General features: G+C 68.1%; 21 protein-coding genes. 12 read left to right on the top strand and 9 right to left on the bottom strand.

Translation table 11 applies throughout. From position 1 onward, the window contains the following. Positions 1-112: 112 nt before the first annotated feature. Positions 113-742 (top strand): CGNR zinc finger domain-containing protein, encoded by a 630-nt coding sequence (locus tag ACIQZN_RS02735; RefSeq protein WP_403987467.1) that lies wholly within the window; start codon positions 113-115, stop codon positions 740-742. Here ACIQZN_RS02735 and sodX read toward each other — a convergent pair. Beyond that, a complete protein-coding gene (gene sodX, locus ACIQZN_RS02730) occupies positions 646-1104 on the bottom strand; it encodes a nickel-type superoxide dismutase maturation protease (protein ID WP_403987464.1) in 459 nt (152 codons plus the stop codon). The two genes, ACIQZN_RS02735 and sodX, sit on opposite strands and share 97 nt — an antisense overlap. Positions 1105-1254: 150 nt before the next feature. Here sodX and sodN point away from each other — a divergent pair, with 150 nt between their 5' ends. Continuing rightward, positions 1255-1650: a superoxide dismutase, Ni gene (gene sodN / locus ACIQZN_RS02725; protein ID WP_073963998.1), complete on the top strand. Its 396-nt coding sequence runs from the start codon at positions 1255-1257 to the stop codon at positions 1648-1650. A 7-nt stretch (positions 1651-1657) separates the two neighbouring features. Here sodN and ACIQZN_RS02720 read toward each other — a convergent pair whose 3' ends face one another. Beyond that, positions 1658-2812 (bottom strand): tyrosine-type recombinase/integrase, encoded by a 1155-nt coding sequence (locus ACIQZN_RS02720; RefSeq protein WP_403987459.1) that lies wholly within the window; start codon positions 2810-2812, stop codon positions 1658-1660. A gap of 24 nt (positions 2813-2836) precedes the next feature. After that, positions 2837-3337, bottom strand: coding sequence for a helix-turn-helix transcriptional regulator (locus ACIQZN_RS02715; RefSeq protein WP_403987456.1), 501 nt, complete (start codon positions 3335-3337; stop codon positions 2837-2839). Between the two features lie 121 nt (positions 3338-3458). On the opposite strand from ACIQZN_RS02715, the gene ACIQZN_RS02710 reads away from it, so the two are divergent. The 4 genes from ACIQZN_RS02710 (at position 3459) to ACIQZN_RS02695 (ending at position 8003) form a co-directional block, all read left to right on the top strand. Then, complete coding sequence (locus ACIQZN_RS02710) at positions 3459-3653, top strand: helix-turn-helix domain-containing protein (RefSeq protein WP_403987453.1); 195 nt, start codon at positions 3459-3461, stop codon at positions 3651-3653. Positions 3654-4171: 518 nt separating this feature from the next. Continuing rightward, a complete protein-coding gene (locus ACIQZN_RS02705) occupies positions 4172-5455 on the top strand; it encodes a DUF3631 domain-containing protein (RefSeq protein ID WP_403988429.1) in 1284 nt (427 codons plus the stop codon). 315 nt (positions 5456-5770) lie between these two features. Further along, on the top strand, positions 5771-6319 hold the full coding sequence (locus tag ACIQZN_RS02700; protein ID WP_403988427.1) for a hypothetical protein: 549 nt from the start codon (positions 5771-5773) through the stop codon (positions 6317-6319). Continuing rightward, a complete protein-coding gene (locus tag ACIQZN_RS02695; protein WP_403987450.1) occupies positions 6309-8003 on the top strand; it encodes a relaxase/mobilization nuclease domain-containing protein in 1695 nt (564 codons plus the stop codon). The genes ACIQZN_RS02700 and ACIQZN_RS02695 overlap by 11 nt, the downstream gene beginning before the upstream one ends. Before the next feature lie 44 nt (positions 8004-8047). Here ACIQZN_RS02695 and ACIQZN_RS02690 read toward each other — a convergent pair whose 3' ends face one another. After that, positions 8048-8569: a hypothetical protein gene (locus ACIQZN_RS02690; protein WP_403987447.1), complete on the bottom strand. Its 522-nt coding sequence runs from the start codon at positions 8567-8569 to the stop codon at positions 8048-8050. Between the two features lie 453 nt (positions 8570-9022). Between ACIQZN_RS02690 and ACIQZN_RS02685 the strand changes: the two genes are divergently transcribed. Next, complete coding sequence (locus tag ACIQZN_RS02685) at positions 9023-10129, top strand: hypothetical protein (RefSeq protein ID WP_403987444.1); 1107 nt, start codon at positions 9023-9025, stop codon at positions 10127-10129. Between the two features lie 978 nt (positions 10130-11107). On the opposite strand, the gene hemC (ACIQZN_RS02680) is transcribed toward ACIQZN_RS02685, so the two are convergent. Next, entirely contained in the window at positions 11108-12022 is a 915-nt protein-coding gene (gene hemC / locus ACIQZN_RS02680) for a hydroxymethylbilane synthase (protein ID WP_403987441.1), read from the bottom strand. 98 nt (positions 12023-12120) lie between these two features. Here hemC (ACIQZN_RS02680) and hemC (ACIQZN_RS02675) point away from each other — a divergent pair, with 98 nt between their 5' ends. Beyond that, entirely contained in the window at positions 12121-13053 is a 933-nt protein-coding gene (hemC, locus tag ACIQZN_RS02675) for a hydroxymethylbilane synthase (protein WP_403987438.1), read from the top strand. Here hemC (ACIQZN_RS02675) and ACIQZN_RS02670 read toward each other — a convergent pair. The 4 genes from ACIQZN_RS02670 to ACIQZN_RS02655 all read right to left on the bottom strand — a co-directional run bounded on the left by ACIQZN_RS02670 (position 13040) and on the right by ACIQZN_RS02655 (position 16029). After that, positions 13040-14059 (bottom strand): hypothetical protein, encoded by a 1020-nt coding sequence (locus ACIQZN_RS02670; protein ID WP_403987435.1) that lies wholly within the window; start codon positions 14057-14059, stop codon positions 13040-13042. The two genes, hemC (ACIQZN_RS02675) and ACIQZN_RS02670, sit on opposite strands and share 14 nt — an antisense overlap. 72 nt (positions 14060-14131) lie before the next feature. Then, the gene (locus ACIQZN_RS02665; protein ID WP_403987432.1) at positions 14132-14584 is read right to left on the bottom strand and encodes a DUF6082 family protein; all 453 of its coding nucleotides are present in this window, start codon (positions 14582-14584) and stop codon (positions 14132-14134) included. A 429-nt stretch (positions 14585-15013) separates the two neighbouring features. After that, a complete protein-coding gene (locus tag ACIQZN_RS02660) occupies positions 15014-15544 on the bottom strand; it encodes a hypothetical protein (protein ID WP_403987429.1) in 531 nt (176 codons plus the stop codon). Then, a complete protein-coding gene (locus tag ACIQZN_RS02655; protein ID WP_403987426.1) occupies positions 15541-16029 on the bottom strand; it encodes a hypothetical protein in 489 nt (162 codons plus the stop codon). The genes ACIQZN_RS02660 and ACIQZN_RS02655 overlap by 4 nt, the downstream gene beginning before the upstream one ends. A gap of 125 nt (positions 16030-16154) precedes the next feature. Between ACIQZN_RS02655 and ACIQZN_RS02650 the strand changes: the two genes are divergently transcribed. From ACIQZN_RS02650 to ACIQZN_RS02635, 4 genes are all read left to right on the top strand, one after another. Continuing rightward, on the top strand, positions 16155-17009 hold the full coding sequence (locus ACIQZN_RS02650; RefSeq protein ID WP_403987423.1) for a helix-turn-helix domain-containing protein: 855 nt from the start codon (positions 16155-16157) through the stop codon (positions 17007-17009). Beyond that, positions 17006-17188, top strand: coding sequence for a DUF397 domain-containing protein (locus ACIQZN_RS02645; protein ID WP_403987419.1), 183 nt, complete (start codon positions 17006-17008; stop codon positions 17186-17188). Before ACIQZN_RS02650 ends, ACIQZN_RS02645 begins: the two co-directional genes overlap by 4 nt. Before the next feature lie 187 nt (positions 17189-17375). Then, a complete protein-coding gene (locus ACIQZN_RS02640) occupies positions 17376-18251 on the top strand; it encodes a nucleotidyltransferase (protein ID WP_403987416.1) in 876 nt (291 codons plus the stop codon). Further along, positions 18241-18804, top strand: a complete 564-nt coding sequence (locus tag ACIQZN_RS02635) for an SLATT domain-containing protein (protein WP_403987413.1) — start codon at positions 18241-18243, stop codon at positions 18802-18804. The genes ACIQZN_RS02640 and ACIQZN_RS02635 overlap by 11 nt, the downstream gene beginning before the upstream one ends. Positions 18805-19344: the final 540 nt, after the last annotated feature.

The following is a 19344-nucleotide window of genomic DNA, read 5'->3' as shown; positions in this document are numbered from 1 at the left end:
CGGCGCCGCGACCTCCCGGACACCCCGCCCCTCCTCCGTAATACCCTGTACGCTGAGCGACCCATTACGCCCGCTTCGCACCGCCCCTGGACCGACGCCGTAAGGACACCTCGTGGAACTGGCCTATTACGCGGACTACGCCGTGCGCCTGGTCAACACCGAGCACCCGGCCCGGAACACGGACGCCCTCACCTCGGTCGACGCGGTCCGGGAGCTGTTCGGCCCGAGCGGCCAGGCGGCCCGGCGGGCGACCGACGCGGACGTGACCCGGTTCCGTTCGGTACGGGCCCGGCTGCGCGCGGTGTTCGAGGCGGCGGACACCGGGGACGAGCGGCTCGCGGTGGACCGGCTGAACTCGCTGCTGATGGAGTTCCCGGTCAGCCCGCAGATCTCCGGGCACGAGGAGCGCGACGAGGACGGCAGGCCGGACTGGCACATGCATCTGGCGGACCACCCGTCCAACGCGACCGCGGGATACGCCGCGATCGCCTCCATGGGCCTGGCCTTCCACCTCACCTCGTACGGCGTGGACCGGCTCGGGCTGTGCGAGGCCGCGCCGTGCCGCAACGCGTACCTCGACACCTCGACCAACCGTTCCCGCCGCTACTGCTCGGACCGCTGCGCGACCCGGGCGAACGTGGCGGCCTACCGGGCCCGCAAGCGCCTGGAGACGGAGCGCGCCGCCGACACCGGGCGCAGCGCGGAGACCGCCCAGGCCACCACTCCGCGCACCGAGCGCTGATCCTTCGTCAGCGGCCGGTACCGGGCCCGGACCCGGGCCAGCACCAGCTCCTCGGGCACGGTCCCGTAGTCCGTGCTGTCCCCGCCCGCGTAACTGTTGTCCCCCAGCACCCACCAGCCCCCGGTCCGCCGCTCCACGGCCCGCTTCACCACCAGCAGGTCCTGCTGGAACGGATGGCGCAGGATCACCACGTCACCGGGGCGCACCGGCGCCCCGTACTGCACGAGCAGCCAGTCCCCGTGATGGAGCGTGGGCACCATCGAGGGCCCGGTCACCTCCACCACCTGGAACGGCACCCGCCCCGCCAGCCCTCGCGCGGGCTGCTCCTCGGCCGGTTCCGGCACGTCCGGCACCTCCCTCATCTCCGTTCCTCACAGGGTTTCGTACATTCGGCCACTGGACCCACACTCATCCCGGACTTTTGGCCTAAGCCCCCGGGGGCACTCGCTGAAACAGGGTTCTCACGGAGTAATGTCCCACCTGAGAAGACGATCACGAGGAAGGACAGCTCAATGCTTTCCCGCCTGTTTGCCCCCAAGGTGAAGGTCAGCGCCCACTGCGACCTCCCCTGCGGCGTGTACGACCCGGCCCAGGCCCGCATCGAGGCGGAGTCCGTCAAGGCCGTCCAGGAGAAGTACCAGGCCAACGAGGACGCGGACTTCCGCACGCGCGCGGTCCTGATCAAGGAGCAGCGCGCCGAGCTCGCGAAGCACCACGTCTCGGTCCTGTGGAGCGACTACTTCAAGCCCCCGCACTTCGAGAAGTACCCGGAGCTGCACCAGCTGGTCAACGACACCCTGAAGGCCCTCTCGGCCGCCAAGGGCTCGAACGACCCGGCCACGGGCCAGAAGGCGCTGGACCTGATCGCGGAGATCGACAAGATCTTCTGGGAGACCAAGAAGGCCTGATCTCTGGTTAGGCCGTCTGACCTGCGGTTTCGCTGGTCACGTCGCCTACCTGTCCGCACCCGGTCCGCAGGCCGCCGAGCACGGCGTCCATCACGGACCGGGTGCGGTCTTCTTCGCCCGGCCACAGGTGCGCGTAGATCCGCAGCGTGATGACGGCGGACGCGTGGCCGAGGACCACCTGCACCTGCTTGACGCTCGCGCCGCCCGCGATGAGCGCGGAGGCGTAGAAGTGCCGCAGGTCGTGGGTCACCATGTGCGGCAGCTCGACGGGCTTGCGGCCGTCACACTTGGCCGCCTTGCTCTCCTCCGCTTGTAGCGCCCTGCGGGCGCAGTTCCACTCGGTCTTCCACCGCCGGTAGTTGAGCGGCTCCCCCTCCTCCATGGTGAACAGCCACTCCTTGGAGGGCCGTGCGGCGAGATGCGCGAGGAGCGCGTCGGTGACGACCTCGCCGACCGGGACCGTGCGCCGGGACTTGGCGGTCTTCGGCGCGCCGATCTTCCCGGACTGAAGCCGCTGCCGCTCGACGCGGACGGTGCCGGCCTTGAAGTCGACGTCCGCCACCTTGAGACCGAGCAACTCTCCTATTCGCAGACCTGATCCGGCGAGCGTGACGACGGCTGCACGGATGTACGGCGGCATCACCCGCGCCATGGCCTCGACCTGGGCGACGGTGGGCGGAGTGACCTCCTCGTCCGACATGACCGGAAGGGTGATCCGGCGGCACGGGCTGGAAGCGATGACCTTGTCGTCCACGGCCGCCGTCATGACGCGCACGAGGACGTCGTAGACGTTCCGCACGCTGCCGGGGCCAAGCTGGTCGGACAGGTGCTTGAAGAGCACCTGTATGTCGTTGCGGCGTATCGCCGCCATGGAGCGGGCGCCGAGCGCGGGTACGAGGTGGAGCCGCAGCGCGTTGTCGGTGATGCGCTCACCCGCCTCGCTCGCGATGAGCGAGCCCTGCCACCTCTCGGCGTACTTCTCGAAGGTGACGCGGCCGGCGCGGGGGTCGACGTACTGGCCGGTGACCATGCTGGTCGTGACCTCGTCGAGCCAGCGCTGGGCGTCGAGCTTCCGGTCGAAGTGGCGTGCGTGCTCCTTGCCGTCAAGGTCGCGGTATCGGGCCCGCCACTTGCCGGTGGGGCGCTTCTGAACGTTGGCCAAGTGGCCTCTCCTTCGTCTCGGTTGTCAGTAGTGGCCGCCGTCCTCGATGTCGCCACTGAGGACACGGGCGTCCCGCTCGTCGCCCATGAGGCGGAGGCACTGCTCGTGGATCGCCCGCGAGCTGTCCGGATGGGCCTTGATGTGGTCGGCGACGGCGACCACGGCGCGGTGCAGGCGGTCGCGGGCGTCGCGGGTCTCGTAGAACGCCTCGACGGCTTCCTGGACTAGCCGCCGACTGTCGATGTCGAGCCCTTCGAGGGGCGGGGACATCAGCTCTTCGAGGGGTAGCTCGAAGACCCGGGAGAAGGCGAGCGCCTCATCGAGGTTGATCCGCCTTCGGGGTGATCCGTTCTCGATGCGCCAGACAGCCGTCTGGTTCATCTTCACGCCGGCTCTGGTCACGCGCTCTGCCAGCTCGGTCGTGCTCCACCCCCTGACCTCGCGCTCCAGGGCAACGCGTCCGGCCACGTTGCCTTCGCTGTAGAGGAGCGGCACCTCGCCGCCCTCAGCCTTCTCGCCTGCCATCGAACCTCCATCACGACTATCGCTATCCCAATTGAAACATGCACTTCCCGATTTGGGTAACCGCCGATCCTGGGGTACAACTTTATGCACATCGAATCACCACCTAGTCGAATGGGAATGCATGCGATACCTGACCACCGCCGAGGTCGCCGAGCGCTACCGCACAGCCGAGAGCACCGTCCGCTACTGGCGCCACATCGGAAAGGGGCCGCGTGGCATCAAGGTCGGCAAGCGGGTGCTCTACCCCGGGACCGAACTGCTGCGCTACGAGCGCGCGCTGGCCAATGGCGGAGACGAGTGGGGCCTGGCCTCATGAGCCGCAGGCAGTCCCGGACACAGCAACGGCCCCCGGCGCGCCAACGCCGAGGGCCGGAGATTCCCCTGCCCATCGTCCATCCCTGAACGAAACGAACCGGTGAAAGGCGGGACCTTGCCCGTCCCGTCCCTCACCTGAGAGGAACGTCGATGGAGGACTCTACGTCCCCCGCCACCTCGAACACATCCCACAAGGTCGTCTGGCCTGCCGCTGCGGTCCCCGGCCAGGGCATCCCGTGGCACCGTCCGGACCGAGCGGACAGCCGGTCCCCGTCTTCGGAGACCGGCGACCGACCGGTCCGTGCCGCTGGTCCGGTCGGTCCGGAACTGGACCGGTCCGCGACCGAGACCCGGACCGAGGTTTCGGGCAACCCGGACCAGGGACCCGGACCGACGGAGAACGCGCAGCTCAGCGGCCTGTCGGACCGGACCGGGAACCCGGACCATAAACCCGTTCCGGAAGCCGGGGACCGGGCGAAGAGTTCTGGTCAGTCGGCTGGCGAACCCGGACCAACGGTCCTGGCGGACCACGGTGCTCCGGGGACGCTCCGCGAACCCGGACCGGGGACCGGGGGCCGTGAGGGTGCCGGACTCACAGCAGGCGGGGACCAGGAAGGGGCCGTCGTACTGGACGATCTGCGGGCGGCGATCGGCCGGTATGTGGTGCTGCCGAGCGAGGAGGCGCTGTCGGCGGTCACGTTGTGGGTGGCGGCCTCCCATGTTCAGCCCGCTCTCCAGCATGCGCCGCGCCTGGCGGTGGTGGGGCCGACCAAGGGTTGCGGCAAGTCCCGCGTCCTGGACGTGCTCCACGAAACCGTCCATCAGCCGATGATGACGGTGAACACCTCCCCTGCGGTGGTCTTCCGCGTGATCGGCAAGAACCCGCCGACGCTGCTGGTGGACGAGGCCGACACCATCTTCGGCCCCAAGGCCGGGGACAAGGAGGACCTGCGCGGTCTGCTGAACGCCGGGCACCAGCGCAACCGCCCGGCCTGGCGGATCTCCGGTCCGGAGCACAAGCCGACGGCGTTTCCCACCTTCGCCATGGCAGCGCTCGCGGGGATCGGCGACCTGCCGGACACGATCATGGACCGGGCGGTCGTGCTCCGTATGCAGAAGCGCAAGCCGGGCGAACGCATCGCCCCGTTCCGCTCGCGGTACTCGGTTCCGGAACTGAACGCGCTGCGGGACCGGCTGACCGCCTGGCTGGCCCCGCTGCGGAGCACCGCTGGGGGCCTGGTTCCCTGGATGCCGGTCGAGGACCGCGCTGCCGATACTTGGGAGCCGCTGGTGATCGTCGCCGACCTGGCCGGCGGGCACTGGCCTTCCCGGGCCCGTGCAGCCTGCCTGGCGATGACCAGGAACGAGGTGGTGCAGGACGAGCAGACGACGCTGAAGACTCGGTTGCTCCGGGATATCCGCCGCGTGTTCGAGCAGCAGGGCGACATTGGGGCCATGCGCAGCCACGACCTGCTCGCCGCCTTGGTCCAGGACGCCGAGGCGCCGTGGGCCGAGTACGGCACCAAGGGGTTGAACGCCTACCACCTCGCCAATCTGCTGCGCGACTTCGGCATCAGCCCGGCCAACCACCGCTTCGAGAACGGCAGGCAAGCCAAGGCGTACGCCCGCAACCAGTTCCTCGATGCCTGGGCCCGCTACTGCCCCGACCCCGCCCCACCGGCCCCCGCAGCCGACGAGAACGCCCTCGCGCGTCGGGCCCAGGGCAAGCCACCGATCTCTCCGTCCGGGACGCCGCCCATCGGCCCGCCCGGCGGGCCTGCCGGCCCCCGGCGCACTCGCTGACCCCAGCTCCGTATCCATCCGTCGCATCCGTCCCCGCGCAGGTCAGCGCGGGGACGGAGTTCCTCGCCGATACGGATCACTCCGTACCTGCAACGGTCTCCGTACCTGTGCTGACCAGCTACGGGACGGATGCGACGGACGTGACGAAGCCCCACCGCACACGACCACCGGAGCACCGCCATGCCCGAACCGAGCACCGACAACGCTCCCACCCGCCGCCGCAAGGGGTTCTTCGGCCTGACCCGCCGATCAGCAGCAAGCTGGAGCGAACGAGCCTCTAACGAGGCTTCGTCCGCGCTTGCCCCCGCCCCAGGGGTGGCGGAGGAGAAGGCCGGGCGCCAGGGGGCGCCCGAGCTGGAGGATGCCGCAGCGGAGACCAGCTGCCCCCAGGTGCCCGACTCCGTCGCCCACCCGTCAGTCGAGCTGCCCTCCTGGCGGGATCTCGACGCCCCCGCCCTACCCGCGCTGATGAACCGCAAGCGCACGGTGGAGAAGCGCGACCAAGAGAAGACCATCCGCTTCACGCGGACAGCGGTCGGTGTGATCAGCGCCGCCGCTCACCAGCGCGGTCAGAAGTTCGCCGGATTCGTCGGTGACGCCGCCCTCGCCGTCGCCCAGGGCAAGGCAGGGCTGGTCGGCAGCCCGGAGGACGATCCCCTCCGCCCAGTGATCGCGGCTGTCGAGGCACACACCGTCGCGCTCGACCGCATCGGCCGCAACCTCAACCAGATCACCGCGGCCATCCACCGAGGAACCGTGCCCGAGCGCGCCGAGGCGGTGCTGGACCGCGTCGAGCAAGCCGCCGAGAACAGCTACCGACTGATCGACCAGCTCCTGGCGGAGGGCACCGCGCATGGTTCCTGACGTCTCCACCGGCTCCGACACCCGCGGACTGATCGCCTACCTCTTCGGCCCCGGCCGACGCGACGAACACACCGACCCTCACATCGTCGCCGCCTGGGACATGGCCGGCGCCCCGGACCCCGGCCGCGTCCCCGAGACCACCTACACCCAGCTCGCCAAGCGCCTCGACACCCATGTCGACCTGCGCACCCGCGAACTGGGCGGCAAGAAACCATCCCAGCACGTCTGGCACTGCCCGGTCCGTACCGCGCCCGGCGACCGCTACCTCACCGACACCGAGTGGGCCGAAGTCGCCCGCCGCATCGTCCACGCCACCGGCATCGCCCCCGACGGCGACGAGAAGGCATGCCGGTGGATCGCGGTACGCCACGCCGACGACCACATCCACATCATGGCCGCCACCGTCCGCGCCGACGGACGCCGCCCACGCAACCACCACGACGGCCAGCGCGCCCAAGCCGAATGCCGCAAGATCGAAGCCGAGTTCGGCCTGCATCGCCTGAAGTCCGGCGACCTCACCGCGCCCCGCACCCCCACCGGCGCCGAACGCGCCAAGGCCGAACGCCAGGGCCAGACGGTCACCGCACGGCACTGGCTGCGTGAGCAGGCGTACGCGGTCGCCGCCGCCGTACGCAACGAAGCCGACTACTTCACCGTGCTCCAGTCCCTCGGCATCAAGGTCAAAACACGCCTCGGCCCCGAGACCGGCGACGTCATTGGCTACAGCCTCGCCGCCCCCGGCGACACCAACGCAGCCGGCGAACCCGTTTGGTACGGCGGCTCCAAACTCGCCCCCGACCTCTCCATCAACCGCCTACGCGAACGCCTCCCCGACCAGGAAGTGGCGGACCGCCCCCGGCACGTCGCGGACTCCACCGCCCCATGGCGGCACACCACCACCGCCATAGACGCGGCGCACACCGTCCTCGACTCCGGCGACGATGCCGCCGCCCAAGGCCACCTGGCCGCCTTCGGCGACGCCCTCTACAACATCGCCAGCACCACACCCCGCCCCCACCGGGCAGAACTACAAGCGGCGGCAATGGCGTTCAACCGCGCCCGCCGCTCCGCCACCCGCGCCGACCACCAGGCCGCCACCGCCCTGCGCGAGGCCGCCAAGGAACTCGCCTACGCCTCCAACCAGCCTGGCGGCCTCGCCATCGCGCTGCTCTTCGCCACCGTGCACCTGGCCCGCGCCGCCACCAGGTGGCACGAGCAGCGCGGCCACGAACAACAGGCGGCAGCAGCCGAAGAAGCCTTCCGCCACCTCCAGTCGGCATACCAGCAGGCCGCCACACCCGTCCTCGCGGACTTGGCCCGCCGGGCACCACGAGCCACAACCGCCCACCGCTACGAGCAAGACGTGCGCGCGGCACTCCCCAACCACGCCGACCGGATCCTCACCGACCCCAACTGGACCGCCCTGACCACCACCCTCGCCCAAGCCGAAACCGCCGGCCACAGCCCCCGACGCCTCCTAGCAACAGTGGGCACCGAGCGGGAACTGGACAGTGCGGAGCGCCCCGCCGAGGTCCTCAACTGGCGCATCGCAGCTCAGCCGAACCGACGGACACAAGCGGCTCGCAGTCGAAGCACGATCAGCGGAACATCGCCCACGTCCGCCACCCCACGCCCCTCGGTCACACCGGTGGCCGCGAGGCCAGAGGTAATCAGTCGGCACTGATGACGCCTCTGCTTGGGGTCGCCGCACTCCGTCCATGCCCCCAGTCACGTCCCCTCCGCCAGCCGTTGGACCGTCCTCCAGCGCGGGGCGTCGTCATCAGGGACGTCCGGAGACGGGAAGTGGAAAGGCACGCGAAGGTGGCCGGCCAGCGCCCGGCCGGCCTCGGCCGCGGCAACACCAGGAGGAGGGCCGTCAGATCGGTGGTAGACGGTCGCCAGGTGGCCTTCCCCATCTGGGGCGTCCAGGACCGCGACCAAGAACACGAACCAGTCGTGCACCGTATCGCCGTCCCAGAGCGCCTCCACTGCCGCCACGCGGCCTGGGAGAGCCGCGGCGCGGGCTGCGAGCGAGGGGAGGTCCAGCGGATCGGGCGGGGTGGACTGTACGCGGTCGCCCAAAGCCTCGTATCGCGCGTGGACCACCCGCTCGGCTTCGTGCAGGCCCACCCCCAACGGGCGCAGCGCCTCCCAGACGGACCTGACCGCCGAAAGCCGGCAGTCGCGCAGCACATCAGCATCGACCTCTCGACAGGTCCGTTCCTCCAAGTAGGCCCACCAGCCGCTCACTGGGCCACCAGTCGGGATCTTCTCAGGGCGCGCGTCATGGGCTCGAACGTACGTCAGGGCTCGGTGCCCGCCCCGGCCACCCCCTTAGTGGTGCTGTCGAGTCTCGGGCTCTGGCACAACTTCTGTGGAGCTACGCCCACCGGGCCTCTGTCTCCCTCTTGGCAAGCCCCTGACCTGCCGGTCCCCGGCATGCTCCGGCCTCGGACACCGAGCTTCGACTCGCCACCCCAGAAGTGGTGCCAGAGCCCCGCCTCGGGAGGCGCCTCAGCACACCGTGAAATGCGAAGACCGAGTGAGTCGCTTGCCGGGATCCGAGGCGGCGGCTGACATTTGCTCGCGCTGCGTTGACACTCCGCGACGGTGGCAGGTGCCCTTCCCGCAGCAGATGAGAAAACATGTTGGCCGCCCGCCGGTGAGCTGCGACGATGCGTCTGTTTCCCAGGCGGAGGAAGTTTGTTCGTTTTCGTGTGTGGGGGATGCGGCGCCGAGCTGACCGTCCCACTGTCCCAGGTCTCACTGCCGGTACACGCTCGTCAGCAGTACGGGAACGGGGCCCAGCTTCCGGTGCTCATGGAATCCGGGACCTTTGCCGTGGACCCGGACCCTTGGGGAGGGCCGTGGCGGCTGTGGGACGAGATTGATCCGGGCGAGGCTGAGGCACGCGGCATCTACGCGCCGGTCCATGCCCTGTCCGACGGCACGCCCGGGGCCAGTGTCATCGCGCCCGGTGATATCCGTGGAACCCGGTTGATTCCCGAGAAGCGTGGCGGTGCTTGCTGTGGCCTCGACGGGACCGACGGGCCCAACATGGCCTGTGAGGCATGCGACCTCCCCGTGGGGACCAGGATCGACGATTGCTCGCTCTGGCAGATGGTGAGACTCGGCTCAGACGTCGTGCACCGCGTCCCCGTCGCCGGTATCCACGCCGTACCCCTGTCCTGGGCGGAGTTGGCAGAGAAGGGGGAGAGAACGCCCCCGTTCGAGCCGATCGCCACGTGGGGAGGACGGCTGGGGCCGAACCACTACTGGTCGTGGAGTCCGCAGTGGGAGGCGGCAGCCGGCCAGGCGCTCGCCCACCTTCTGATTGCCTCCGAGGGGCAGCCGGTGAAAGTTCCGGACGGCCTGGCCGCGGACGTATTCCAACGCACGCTCGACGCCTTGCTTCCGGCAGGCACCCGGGAGCGGCATGCCGTCCTGGCCGGTCCGGGGCAGCCCTCCCCGGACGCGGGCGTCGACATCCTCCTCGCCCCCGTCCATCCCCAGACGGGCCGAACCTGGACCCCTGCCGACCCGACCACACCGGCATACCTGGTGCCCCTGCCGCTTGGGGTGTGGCTGTGGCTGGTCTCGCCCGAACCGAACTTGCCGGTTCCCGCGTCGGGCCGCATAGCCGAAGACGTCCTGCGCGACTACCCGCTTCCGCTGCTGCCCAATCACCTGTTCCGGGCCGACCGGGGAACGTTCCAACACACCTTGGTCCGGCTACCAGCCGTGCGCAGCCCGTGGCTGCGCACGATCCTCAGGAACCTCACGCAGAGCACCTCGGCCAGCCTCTTCTAGCCGTCCGGCAGCCGAACAGCACCAGACTCTCTTGCCTCCAACTGGGGCTCTGGCACCACTTCTGGGGTGGCGAGCCGAAGCTCGGTGTCCGAGGCCGGAGCATGCCGGGGACCGGCAGGTCAGGGGCTTGCCAAGAGGGAGACAGAGGCCCGGTGGGCGTAGCTCCACAGAAGTTGTGCCAGAGCCCGGTCTCGTGGACAAAGCCAGCCGTGATGAAGCCCGCCGAATTCGCAGACAGAATGGCTTGGGCTCTCAAGGACGGGTTTTTGGCGCACATCCCGCCAGACAGGCAATGCAAGCGGCGGTTGATCGGAGCCCACTCCGCCCGGTCCGGTAGACGAGAGGCCGAGCCTGCTCGTCGGTGACTGACCAGCAATCAGAACGGCGCCAAATTGCCGGAATCTGGCATGACGCCCCTTCCCCCCTCCCGGCGTACCGTGCACCTGCCGCACCCCTGGACCGGAGGAACGGATGTATTTGGCACCTCTACTGCTGGGTCCCGGGATGATTCTGGCGGGGCTTGCGCTGGCGACGGACTACCGCGGCATCGCGAAACGGACAGTGGACACCTACCTCAACCCTGCCCACGCCGATCCCGGCCTCCTGCGGACGTTCAACCGACTGGGATTCGAGCATCCAGGGATGGACTTCCTCCGCTATGCGCCCCTTCAGCGGAAGCTCTTGCGGATCTGGGGCGGGCTCCTCTGCGCTCTCGGGGTCGCGGCCCTGGCCACAGGCGTCGCGCTCATGATTCGCGCTTAGTTGCCGCTGCGCGGGCTACGGCCCGAGATGACGTCCCAGGGCGCGCTCTGCCGGTCGTTAACTGCTCCACGGCATGTGCGCCAGAGCCTGCTACTGGACATCGAGCCGAGGAGGAGGCCGCTGCCGGAGGTCAGCTGAGATGCTTCCGCTGACCACCTGGCCTTCGCTCGTTGGTGGCCCGGAACAGGTATGCCTCCGGGCCACCAAGTACTTCCTTCAAGACTTGGCGGCCACTGCCTGGGCTCCGAGGCGCGTCAGCTCGTGGCTCACGGCCAGGGCCGCCTTCCGGGCGTCGCTGCTGGTGCGGCGAACATCGACCGAGGAACCGCCGTCCACGGTGAAGGATCTGGCGCGAACCGTGTAGGTGGTGGCCTCCGTTGCCCGGTTCGTTCTGCAGTACCCCGCCAGCGGGGCATTGCAGAAGCCGCCCAGCCGGCGGAGTACCAGGCGCTCGGCTTCCGCCTCCGTGGCGGTAACGGGGTCGTGGAGGAAGTTGATGGCCTCGCTCGTGGCCTTGTCGTCCTCGCGTGTCTGGAAGGCGATGATCGCGGCGCCGAGCGGAGGACAGATCACCTCCGGGCTGATCCGTTCGGTGATCAGGTGGGGCAGGCCGAGGCGTTCCATGGAGCATGTGGCGACGACCAGCGCGTCGATCCAGCTGTCGGGCTCGTGCAGCGCTCGGAGGCGTTCGTCCACCGGCCCACGTATCGGAACGACCTTGATGTCCGGGCGATGGATGCGCAGTGCGGCGGTCCGGCGCAAGGACGCGGTGGCTACCTTCGCCCCAGCGGGGAGGGTGGCCAGGGTGAGACCCGGATCGCGGGCGACCAGGCAGTCCCGGATGTCGTCGCGCCGCAGGTAAGCGGACATTGTCAGGCCGGGAGTGTCGATGGCCGGCGCGTCCTTGAGGCAGTGAACAGCGACATCGATTTCGCCCGTCAGCAGGGCAGATTCGATCTCCTCGGAGAAAACCCCGTCCGCCTCCAGTGCGGCTCGATCCACCGACCGATCTCCACCCGCTTCGGTAAAGGGGCGCAGGATGGTGGGGCCGGCAGCGGAGAGAGCGGATAAGACCGGGGCCGTCTGCATGAGGGACATCTTCGAGGCGCGGGCGCCCACGCGAAGGCTCACAAACTTCTCCTTTAGTGACAAAGTGTCGGAATCTGCATGGTTCTGGTGCAAGTACGATTGCGAGTCAACGGGACTGCTATCGCGAGGAGTTGACCTGAATGGGCGACGTGGTGCGCATCGGCTCCAGGGCTAGCAAGCTGGCGAGGACGCAGGTCAGCGAATGGCTGGCGCCTCTGGTCGGGCGGTTCCCGGAAGTCGCCTTCAAGCGCGAGGTCATCCTCGAAGGCGGCGACCAGGACCGCGTCACGCCCACGCTCGCGGAGGTCGCCAAGACGGCCGGCGGGTCCGCCTTTTCCACCAACCAAGAGGCAGCCTTGGTCACGGGCAAGGTCGACGTGATCGTGCACTCCTTGAAAGACCTCCCCACGGCCGTTACCGAAGGAACGACCCTTCTGACCACGCCTGGCCCGCGTGAAGACGTACGCGATGTGCTCTGCGGGGCGACCCTGGCCGGTCTCTCCGAAGGGGCGACCGTGGGCACAGGGGCGCCCCGCCGCGTGGCCCAGCTCCTCGCGCTCCGCCCCGACCTCAACGTCGTGCCGATCCGGGGAAACGTGCCAGGGCGGCTTGCCCGAACCACCAAGGGCTCGCTCGACGCGGTGGTTCTCGCCGCTGCCGGACTGAATCGACTCGGGCTGACGCCCGAGATCCACGAGGTTCTGGACCCACGCCTCTTCCTCCCGTCACCCGGGCAAGGCGCACTCGGAATCCAGGTCCGTACAGACTCGCCGGCCGCACGACTGCTCGCTGCTACCGGGAACAGCGACGTCGATGCTTGCGTACGAGCGGAGCGCGCCTTGCTTGCCGATCTGCATGGCGGATGCTCCGTCCCCGTCGGCGCATGGGGGCGGGTGGAGCAGGACGGACTGCTGCACCTGTCGGCCGCCGTAACGTCCACCGATGGGACTCAGCAGGTAACCGCGGAAGCCACTGGGCCGGCGGACGAGCCGGAGAAGCTTGGCTTCGCTGTTGCGGCAGACCTGCTGAACCAGGGCGCCGCCGACATCCTCTCGGCGATCAGGAGCCTTTAAGCCTGCGTGCGATTTCCATCGCACCGTACGTAATGATCCGATCGGCACCGGCCCGCTTGAGGACGGTGTACGCCTCAACCAGGCCGCTCACGTCGAGTGCCCCGTCCGGCTGGCGGTCCGTGAGGCGCAGGTACTCTCCCGACACGGAGAACGGAACCACGGGCACAGGGACCTTGTCCTTGAGGCGGACGAGGGTGTCGACGGTGTGCAGCGCAGGTTCCGTAAGGATCATGTCCGCGCCCTCACGAACCATCTCAAGGGCGAAGTGCACGGCCATCTCCGGCCGCTGCGGATTGATCTGGAAGGCCCGCATCCCGGACTGAGGGGTGGCCCCCATCGTTGCCCGGTAGCCCTGGTAGAGCCCGGACTCGAAGATGAGGTGCGGCATGATCGCCACGTCACGGTGCCCGGCGTCGTCCAGGGCTTCGCGGACGGCCTGGACCGAGCCCGGGATCATCGCCGCGGGTCCAACGATGTCGGCGCCGGCCTCGGCTTGCATCACTGCCTGGGCCGCAAGGACCTCGGTGGTCCTCACGAGGTCCATGCCGCCGTCACGCTCGTTGGCGAGCCAGCACTCACCCGAGTCGGTGTGGGAGCACACGCACGTCTCGGCCATGACCGCGAGCCCAGGCGCGGACTTCTTCACGGCCGCGATCGTACGGGCCATGAGCCCCGTGGGAGAGGTGGCCTGCGAGGCGTGGCCGTCCCGGAGACGCGAGCCCGCGAACACCTTGACGGACCGCATGCCCAGGTCCTGGATCATTTGCGCGTCTTCGACGGCCTCTCCCACCGTGCGCGTGGGCATTGAGCTGGCTGCCCTGTCGTCGCCCTCGCGCATCAGGAAGACCATCGTGAGGTCTTGGGGGGTGAGTCCCGGCCCACCGAGATAGTTCCGGACCGATAAGCGTGGGGTGCGCAATGCTCCTCCTATGGCCTGCGGGGTGTGCGGTGAAATGGGAGGGCCAGTGGTCAGGGCCCCCACCAGGTCGTGCGGTTCGAATGACATCGGTGCTCTTCTGGCTTGGGCGAACCCGCCCGGCCGCGACCGTCACGCAGCAGCCGGGCGGGAGATTGACGGTCAGGCCGCGTCGGCACGGGCCTCCTGATACGCCTCGTTCATGAGGCTGTTGAAGGCCGCGTCGTGCTTGTCGCGCGCCGTGATGCGGCGATGGTCGCGAGCCTGTTCCCAGAACTGGCGGCCCACAGGGCTCCTCATGAACTCAGCCGCCACCTGACGCATGCTGTTGAGCGGCATGAAACGCAGACGGAGCATCGTGCTCCAGAGGCTGACCCACCTGTTCGTGTGAATGAGCCGCGCACGAGTCGAGTCGTCCAGGTCCTCCAGGTAGGGGTAGTTCGTGATCTGGTTGAACTCCGGGTTCGCGGCCGTGTCCCGGATCAGCTCGCCATGCATCTGCGCCAATCCGAGATGCCGCACGTCGCGGTGGTGCCTGGCCGTGAGCACCAGGTGCGCAGCACCGACAGCCGTACCCAGGGCCAGGGCGAGGGCGAGGGGAATGGTGGACTTCATTCGTTCTTCCTTCGCGATTGGAGAGGGTGTCGGGGCCTCGGCCCGATCCGTCTGCCGCGTGGAGGAGGGGCGGACAGAGCGGGCCGAGGGCCGACTACCGCCTCCGGGGAGAGCTGCGCTCTCACCGGGACGGAGCCTTAACTTCGTCGGGCAGGACGCATCACGTCGAAGGTGCTGGGGAGCTTCCAGACGCCCGGTAGGCCGTTGATCACGGCAGCCCTTCCGCCGCGCCCGGTGCGGCGGAGATCCCGGATCGTTCGCCACGCCCCCTCACAGCGAACGAGGTCCCCGGCACGAACCTGCGCAGGGGTCACGGTGACAGTCGTAAGCACATGACTGCCGTTCATCGGCTTGCCCAGATTCCGACGACGAGCAGAACCGTGAGGCCCGCCAGAACGCTGAGGTATGTCCACTCGGGCGCCTGTCGGCTCACAGGGGCACCTCAGCGACGAGGGCATGGACACGCGTGGCCAGCTCGATGTCCGCCTGAGCCAACGGCACCCACGTCTGAGGGGCGCCCGGAGCGAAGTGGCAGAGGCCGGCACGCGTGCGAAACAGGTAACGGGCCGCGACCCGCATACGCTCACCGTCTTGAGCATCCGCGCGAGCCGCGTGGAGTTGAACCGGGTCTTCGCAACCCGGCTGAGTCCACAACTCATGAACTCCAAGGGCTCGCGCCAGCATCGAAGCCGCTTCAGCGAGGGTGTCCCACCCATCCTCGAACCGAGCCTCGGGAATCCTTACGGTGCCGCGCCCGACCCCGAGCACCAGCACTTCCTGACGCTCGTTGAGCACGATCGGGCTCGCCGTCACGATCGGGCACGTTCCCCGGTGGTGGCAGGTCCCCGCCTTCGCGTGCTGGGAGAGCGTCTGCCACAACGGGGCGAGCGCCAGGGTCTCCCCGGGGCGGCGGTGCATGTAGTCGCTGACCGCGCGAGCCACGGCGGCCGTCCCGATCACTGGTGCCCTCCCGCCGAACGGTTCAGCCACTGCTGAGCACGCCGCATCTCCAGGACGGTAGGAACCCGGTAGACGCCCTTGGGCACGCCCCTGCCAGTAGCTGCCGGCACTTCCCTCGGGGTGTCGTCCCCCGGGTCTCGGTCCTCGCCAAGCTTCCGGTTGGTGTACTGGGCAACGTGCCGCCGCAGAACGCGGCCCAGCGCCCGCATGCGCGTCCACGTACGCCAGGCCACGTCATCCCCGGCGGGCACTTCATCAAGGAGCGGGAGGATCTCCTGGCGCTGCGCGTCGGCCTCCTCCTGATCCTCGGGCAGACCGACCTCGAAGAAGCAGCGAATCTGCGCCACCAGAAGCACGACCTGCACTTGCATCGCGGGGAGTGTGGTGGTCCCGAGCTGGAGACGCAGCGTCTCGTCAGCGAGGGTGATCGCGGCTGCGGGATTCAGAGCTGGCGCCTGTTGGGCCTCGTTCGGGGGGTGCGACATAGCGGCTCCTGGCTTCTCCTGCGTCCCGGCGTTCCGTTGCCTTCCTTCGGCCCTCCCAAGATGCCCCCAGTAGCCCTACGATCACTAGGAGTTGAGTACCGGGCGGCGATCGGGATATCCGGCATATGACAAAGACGAGGGATGTAGACCCAAGCCAGGGGCTGGAGCAGTACATCGGCAGGATGGTTCAGGACGCCCGCCTGAGGCGACAGCAGGAGGCCAAGGAGAAGGGCGACTTCAAGGACGCACCCTGGAGCCAGGCTTTCGTCGCCAAGCGCACGTACACGTCGCAGAGCCGGATCTCCGAGGTGGAGACAGGCGAGGTCCCGCCCGACACGGACCTGGCACAGAAGCTCGAAGGAACCCTGGGCCTCGACCCCGATTCCCTCGTCAACCTGGTTCGCATCCTGAACCAGGAGAACGTCAACGACTACGCCAGGCCCTACATCCGTCGCCTCCCCGAGGCAACGATGCTCTACGACTTCGGCCTGATAGTCCCTGGCCTTCTCCAGACACCCGGGTACGCCCGAGCCCTGGTACTGGCCGGACAAGCCGGCGACCCCCGGCGTATCCAGCACATCGTGGATCAGCGCATGGAACGCGCTCGCCGCGTGCTGAGCGGAGAGCATCAGCCGTGGCTGACGGCGATCATCTACGAGGCCGTACTGCACTGCGACATGGGGGAACCCGAGGTCGCCCGCGAGCAGCTCGAGCACCTGCTGAAGGCGCAGGAGCAGCCGAACATCAGCGTCCGGGTTCTGCCGTTCACAGCCGCCATCGTCAGCGGATCATTCACCCTCCTCACCCTCAACAGCGGCCGCCGGGCCACGTACACAGAAGGCTTCGGAACGGGTAGCTACTCTGAGGAAACAGCGACGGTCATGCAGTACCAGCGGGTCTATGATCGCCTTGCCGAGGAGGCGTTGAGCGCCCGTGACTCCACCGGCCGAATCCACGAAGTACTGAAGAGGTTCAAGTGAGCGAGCAGCCGACCTACCGCAAGTCCTCCTACAGCGGCTCCAGCAACGACGCGTGCGTGGAGGTCGCAGACAACCTGCCTCAGGTCATGGTCCGCGACTCCAAGCACAAGGACGCGGCCGGTCCGGAGCTGAACGCCTCCCGGCCGGCCTGGACGGCTTTCATCAGCTCGATGAAGTAACGCCAAGAGCGCCCGTACGCCCCCCTCTGTGCGAGGGGGGCTTTCTGCTGCTCCGACGGGCGCAGACGGACCCCACGTGCCCCTGGAGGGTTGGTCATAGCACCTGATGGTCTCGCCGGAAAGCCGCCCATTTGTCAGTGACGACCTCTACGCTCATCCCTCCGGTACGAGTAAGGGGGCGGCGGCCTTGAGCACGGCGAGCAGGTTCGACAAGTTCCTGAGCAACATCAAGGTGACGAATAATCAACGGGCAGCAGCGCTGACGAGCGTCAACGCTATAGCCCGCAAACTGCACGGGCACTACAGCAACGCGCCATACACGGATGCCTCACGGATGGTGATTGGCTCGTACGGGAAGGGGACGGCAGTACGGCCGCCACGGGACGTCGACGTCCTGTTCTTCATGCCCATCCACGAGCTCGCTCGTTACACCGGGTACACACGCAATGGGCAGTCGGCACTCCTGCAAGACATCCGCCGCCTTCTCCTGCAGCGCTACTCGCGAACCGAAATCGGCGGCGACGGCCAAGTCGTGGTGGTCGACTTCGCTACCGGACACACAGTAGAGGTGCTGCCCGGTTGGCATCAGCGAGGCGGCGGGATGATCGTGCCCAATACCCACGAGGGCGGAAGCTGGCAGCACGTCGACCACAACACGGAGATCGCCTTTGTCGCCGATTCCGACAGCAAGACCAACGGCAACACTCGCAGTCTCATCCAGATGATGAAGGTGTGGCAGACACACTGCTCGGTGCCGATCAAGTCGCTGGTCCTGGAACTTCGAAGCGTGGAGTTCTTGACGGAGTGGGAGCACGCCCAGTCGTCCACGACCTACTACGACTGGATGGTGCGTGACTTCTTCGCCGAGCTCATCAAGAAGGCCAACTCTTGGCACATGATTCCTGGCACCAGTGAGAAGAAGCAGTACGGTGACGCCTGGCTGAGCAAGGCGCAGAGCGCCCACGGACGGGCAATCAAGGCATGTGAGTACGAACTGGCCGACAGGCCGCTCAGCGCCGCAACGGAGTGGCGCAAGATTTTCGGGGGTCAGTATGAGTTCTAGCCCGAGCACCGGGCACTCGGCAAACATCCAGGCTATCCGGGAAGCATTCGGCCGCGTCGTCTACTCACACAAGACGCACGAGAAGGCCCGGGAGCTGGAGGCCACCAAGGCTGAGCGGGCCAAGTGGGTCAACATCATCCTGCTGACGCTGACCTCCGGAACGCTGCTGACCTCTGTGATCACGAACGAGCGCAACCTTCTATACATCAGCAGCGTTGCGTCCGCCCTGGCACTCGCCTTCACCATCTTTCAGCTCAGCTTCAACCCGGAACAGGCCGCGGAGCAACACAGGGCCGCCGCCAAGGAGCTTTGGTACATACGGGAGCTGTATCTGCACCTGCTCACAGACATACAGACCGACCCACAGGCTGTAGACATCCCGCGCCGCAGGGACGAGCTGCTCGATAAGTTGAACCACATCTATCGGCTGGCGCCCGACACACCGAGTCCCGCCTACCGCGCAGCCCAGCGAGCCCTTCAGATCGACGAGGACATGACGTTCAGCAGCTCAGAGATCGACCGCTTTCTCCCAGAAGCGCTTCGCGCGTCCTGACACCCCTCGGTTCGGTCGGGTAAGCCACGGAGTGGCTTCCTATCCGGCGCGACTGCGCGAAGGGGATTTCATTTCTGGCCTCCCACGGGAATGAGGCAGCGGCGCTGACTTCGGCCTGATCCGCAGCCGCGTCGGCAGTCCGCACACAGTCCGCAGGACACCCAGTCAGGACCGTCGCATCCCATCGCCAGCCAACAGTAAAAGGCCAGGTCAACGCCCCGCAGGGAGAATCCCTGCAGGTCGCCGACCCGGCCCATTACTAGGAGACCAAGAAGGCCTGATCTCTGGTTAGGCCGGCTGACCCTGCGGTCAGACTCCCTGCCGATCCGCACCCGGTCCGCAGGCCGCCGATACGGCGTCCATGGCGGACCGGGTGCGGGCTTCTTTCCCCGGCCACAGATGCGCGTAGCTCCGCAGCGTGATGACGGCGGACGCGTGGCCGGGGGCCGATCCGCACCGGCTTGCCCCTCGTGCCGCGCGCGATGAGCGCGGAGGCAAACCTGTCACCACCCTCCGCGGAGGCAAGGTCTAGTTGAAGGG

The organism is Streptomyces sp. NPDC097595 (assembly GCF_044761525.1).
In the GTDB taxonomy this organism is placed as follows: Bacteria; Actinomycetota; Actinomycetes; order Streptomycetales; family Streptomycetaceae; genus Streptomyces; species Streptomyces drozdowiczii_A.
Note: the sequence above shows the minus strand (reverse complement) of the source record. Positions and strands in the feature narration are given on the sequence as shown.

Coding starts and splice junctions, on each gene's coding strand:
- sodX (WP_403987464.1), bottom strand. CDS start 1,104: ATGAGGGAGGTGCCGGACGTGCCGGAACCGGCCGAGGAGCAGCCCGCG.
- sodN (WP_073963998.1), top strand. CDS start 1,255: ATGCTTTCCCGCCTGTTTGCCCCCAAGGTGAAGGTCAGCGCCCACTGC.
- ACIQZN_RS02715 (WP_403987456.1), bottom strand. CDS start 3,337: ATGGCAGGCGAGAAGGCTGAGGGCGGCGAGGTGCCGCTCCTCTACAGC.
- ACIQZN_RS02710 (WP_403987453.1), top strand. CDS start 3,459: ATGCGATACCTGACCACCGCCGAGGTCGCCGAGCGCTACCGCACAGCC.
- ACIQZN_RS02695 (WP_403987450.1), top strand. CDS start 6,309: ATGGTTCCTGACGTCTCCACCGGCTCCGACACCCGCGGACTGATCGCC.
- hemC (WP_403987438.1), top strand. CDS start 12,121: ATGGGCGACGTGGTGCGCATCGGCTCCAGGGCTAGCAAGCTGGCGAGG.
- ACIQZN_RS02670 (WP_403987435.1), bottom strand. CDS start 14,059: ATGTCATTCGAACCGCACGACCTGGTGGGGGCCCTGACCACTGGCCCT.
- ACIQZN_RS02665 (WP_403987432.1), bottom strand. CDS start 14,584: ATGAAGTCCACCATTCCCCTCGCCCTCGCCCTGGCCCTGGGTACGGCT.
- ACIQZN_RS02655 (WP_403987426.1), bottom strand. CDS start 16,029: ATGTCGCACCCCCCGAACGAGGCCCAACAGGCGCCAGCTCTGAATCCC.
- ACIQZN_RS02650 (WP_403987423.1), top strand. CDS start 16,155: ATGACAAAGACGAGGGATGTAGACCCAAGCCAGGGGCTGGAGCAGTAC.
- ACIQZN_RS02635 (WP_403987413.1), top strand. CDS start 18,241: ATGAGTTCTAGCCCGAGCACCGGGCACTCGGCAAACATCCAGGCTATC.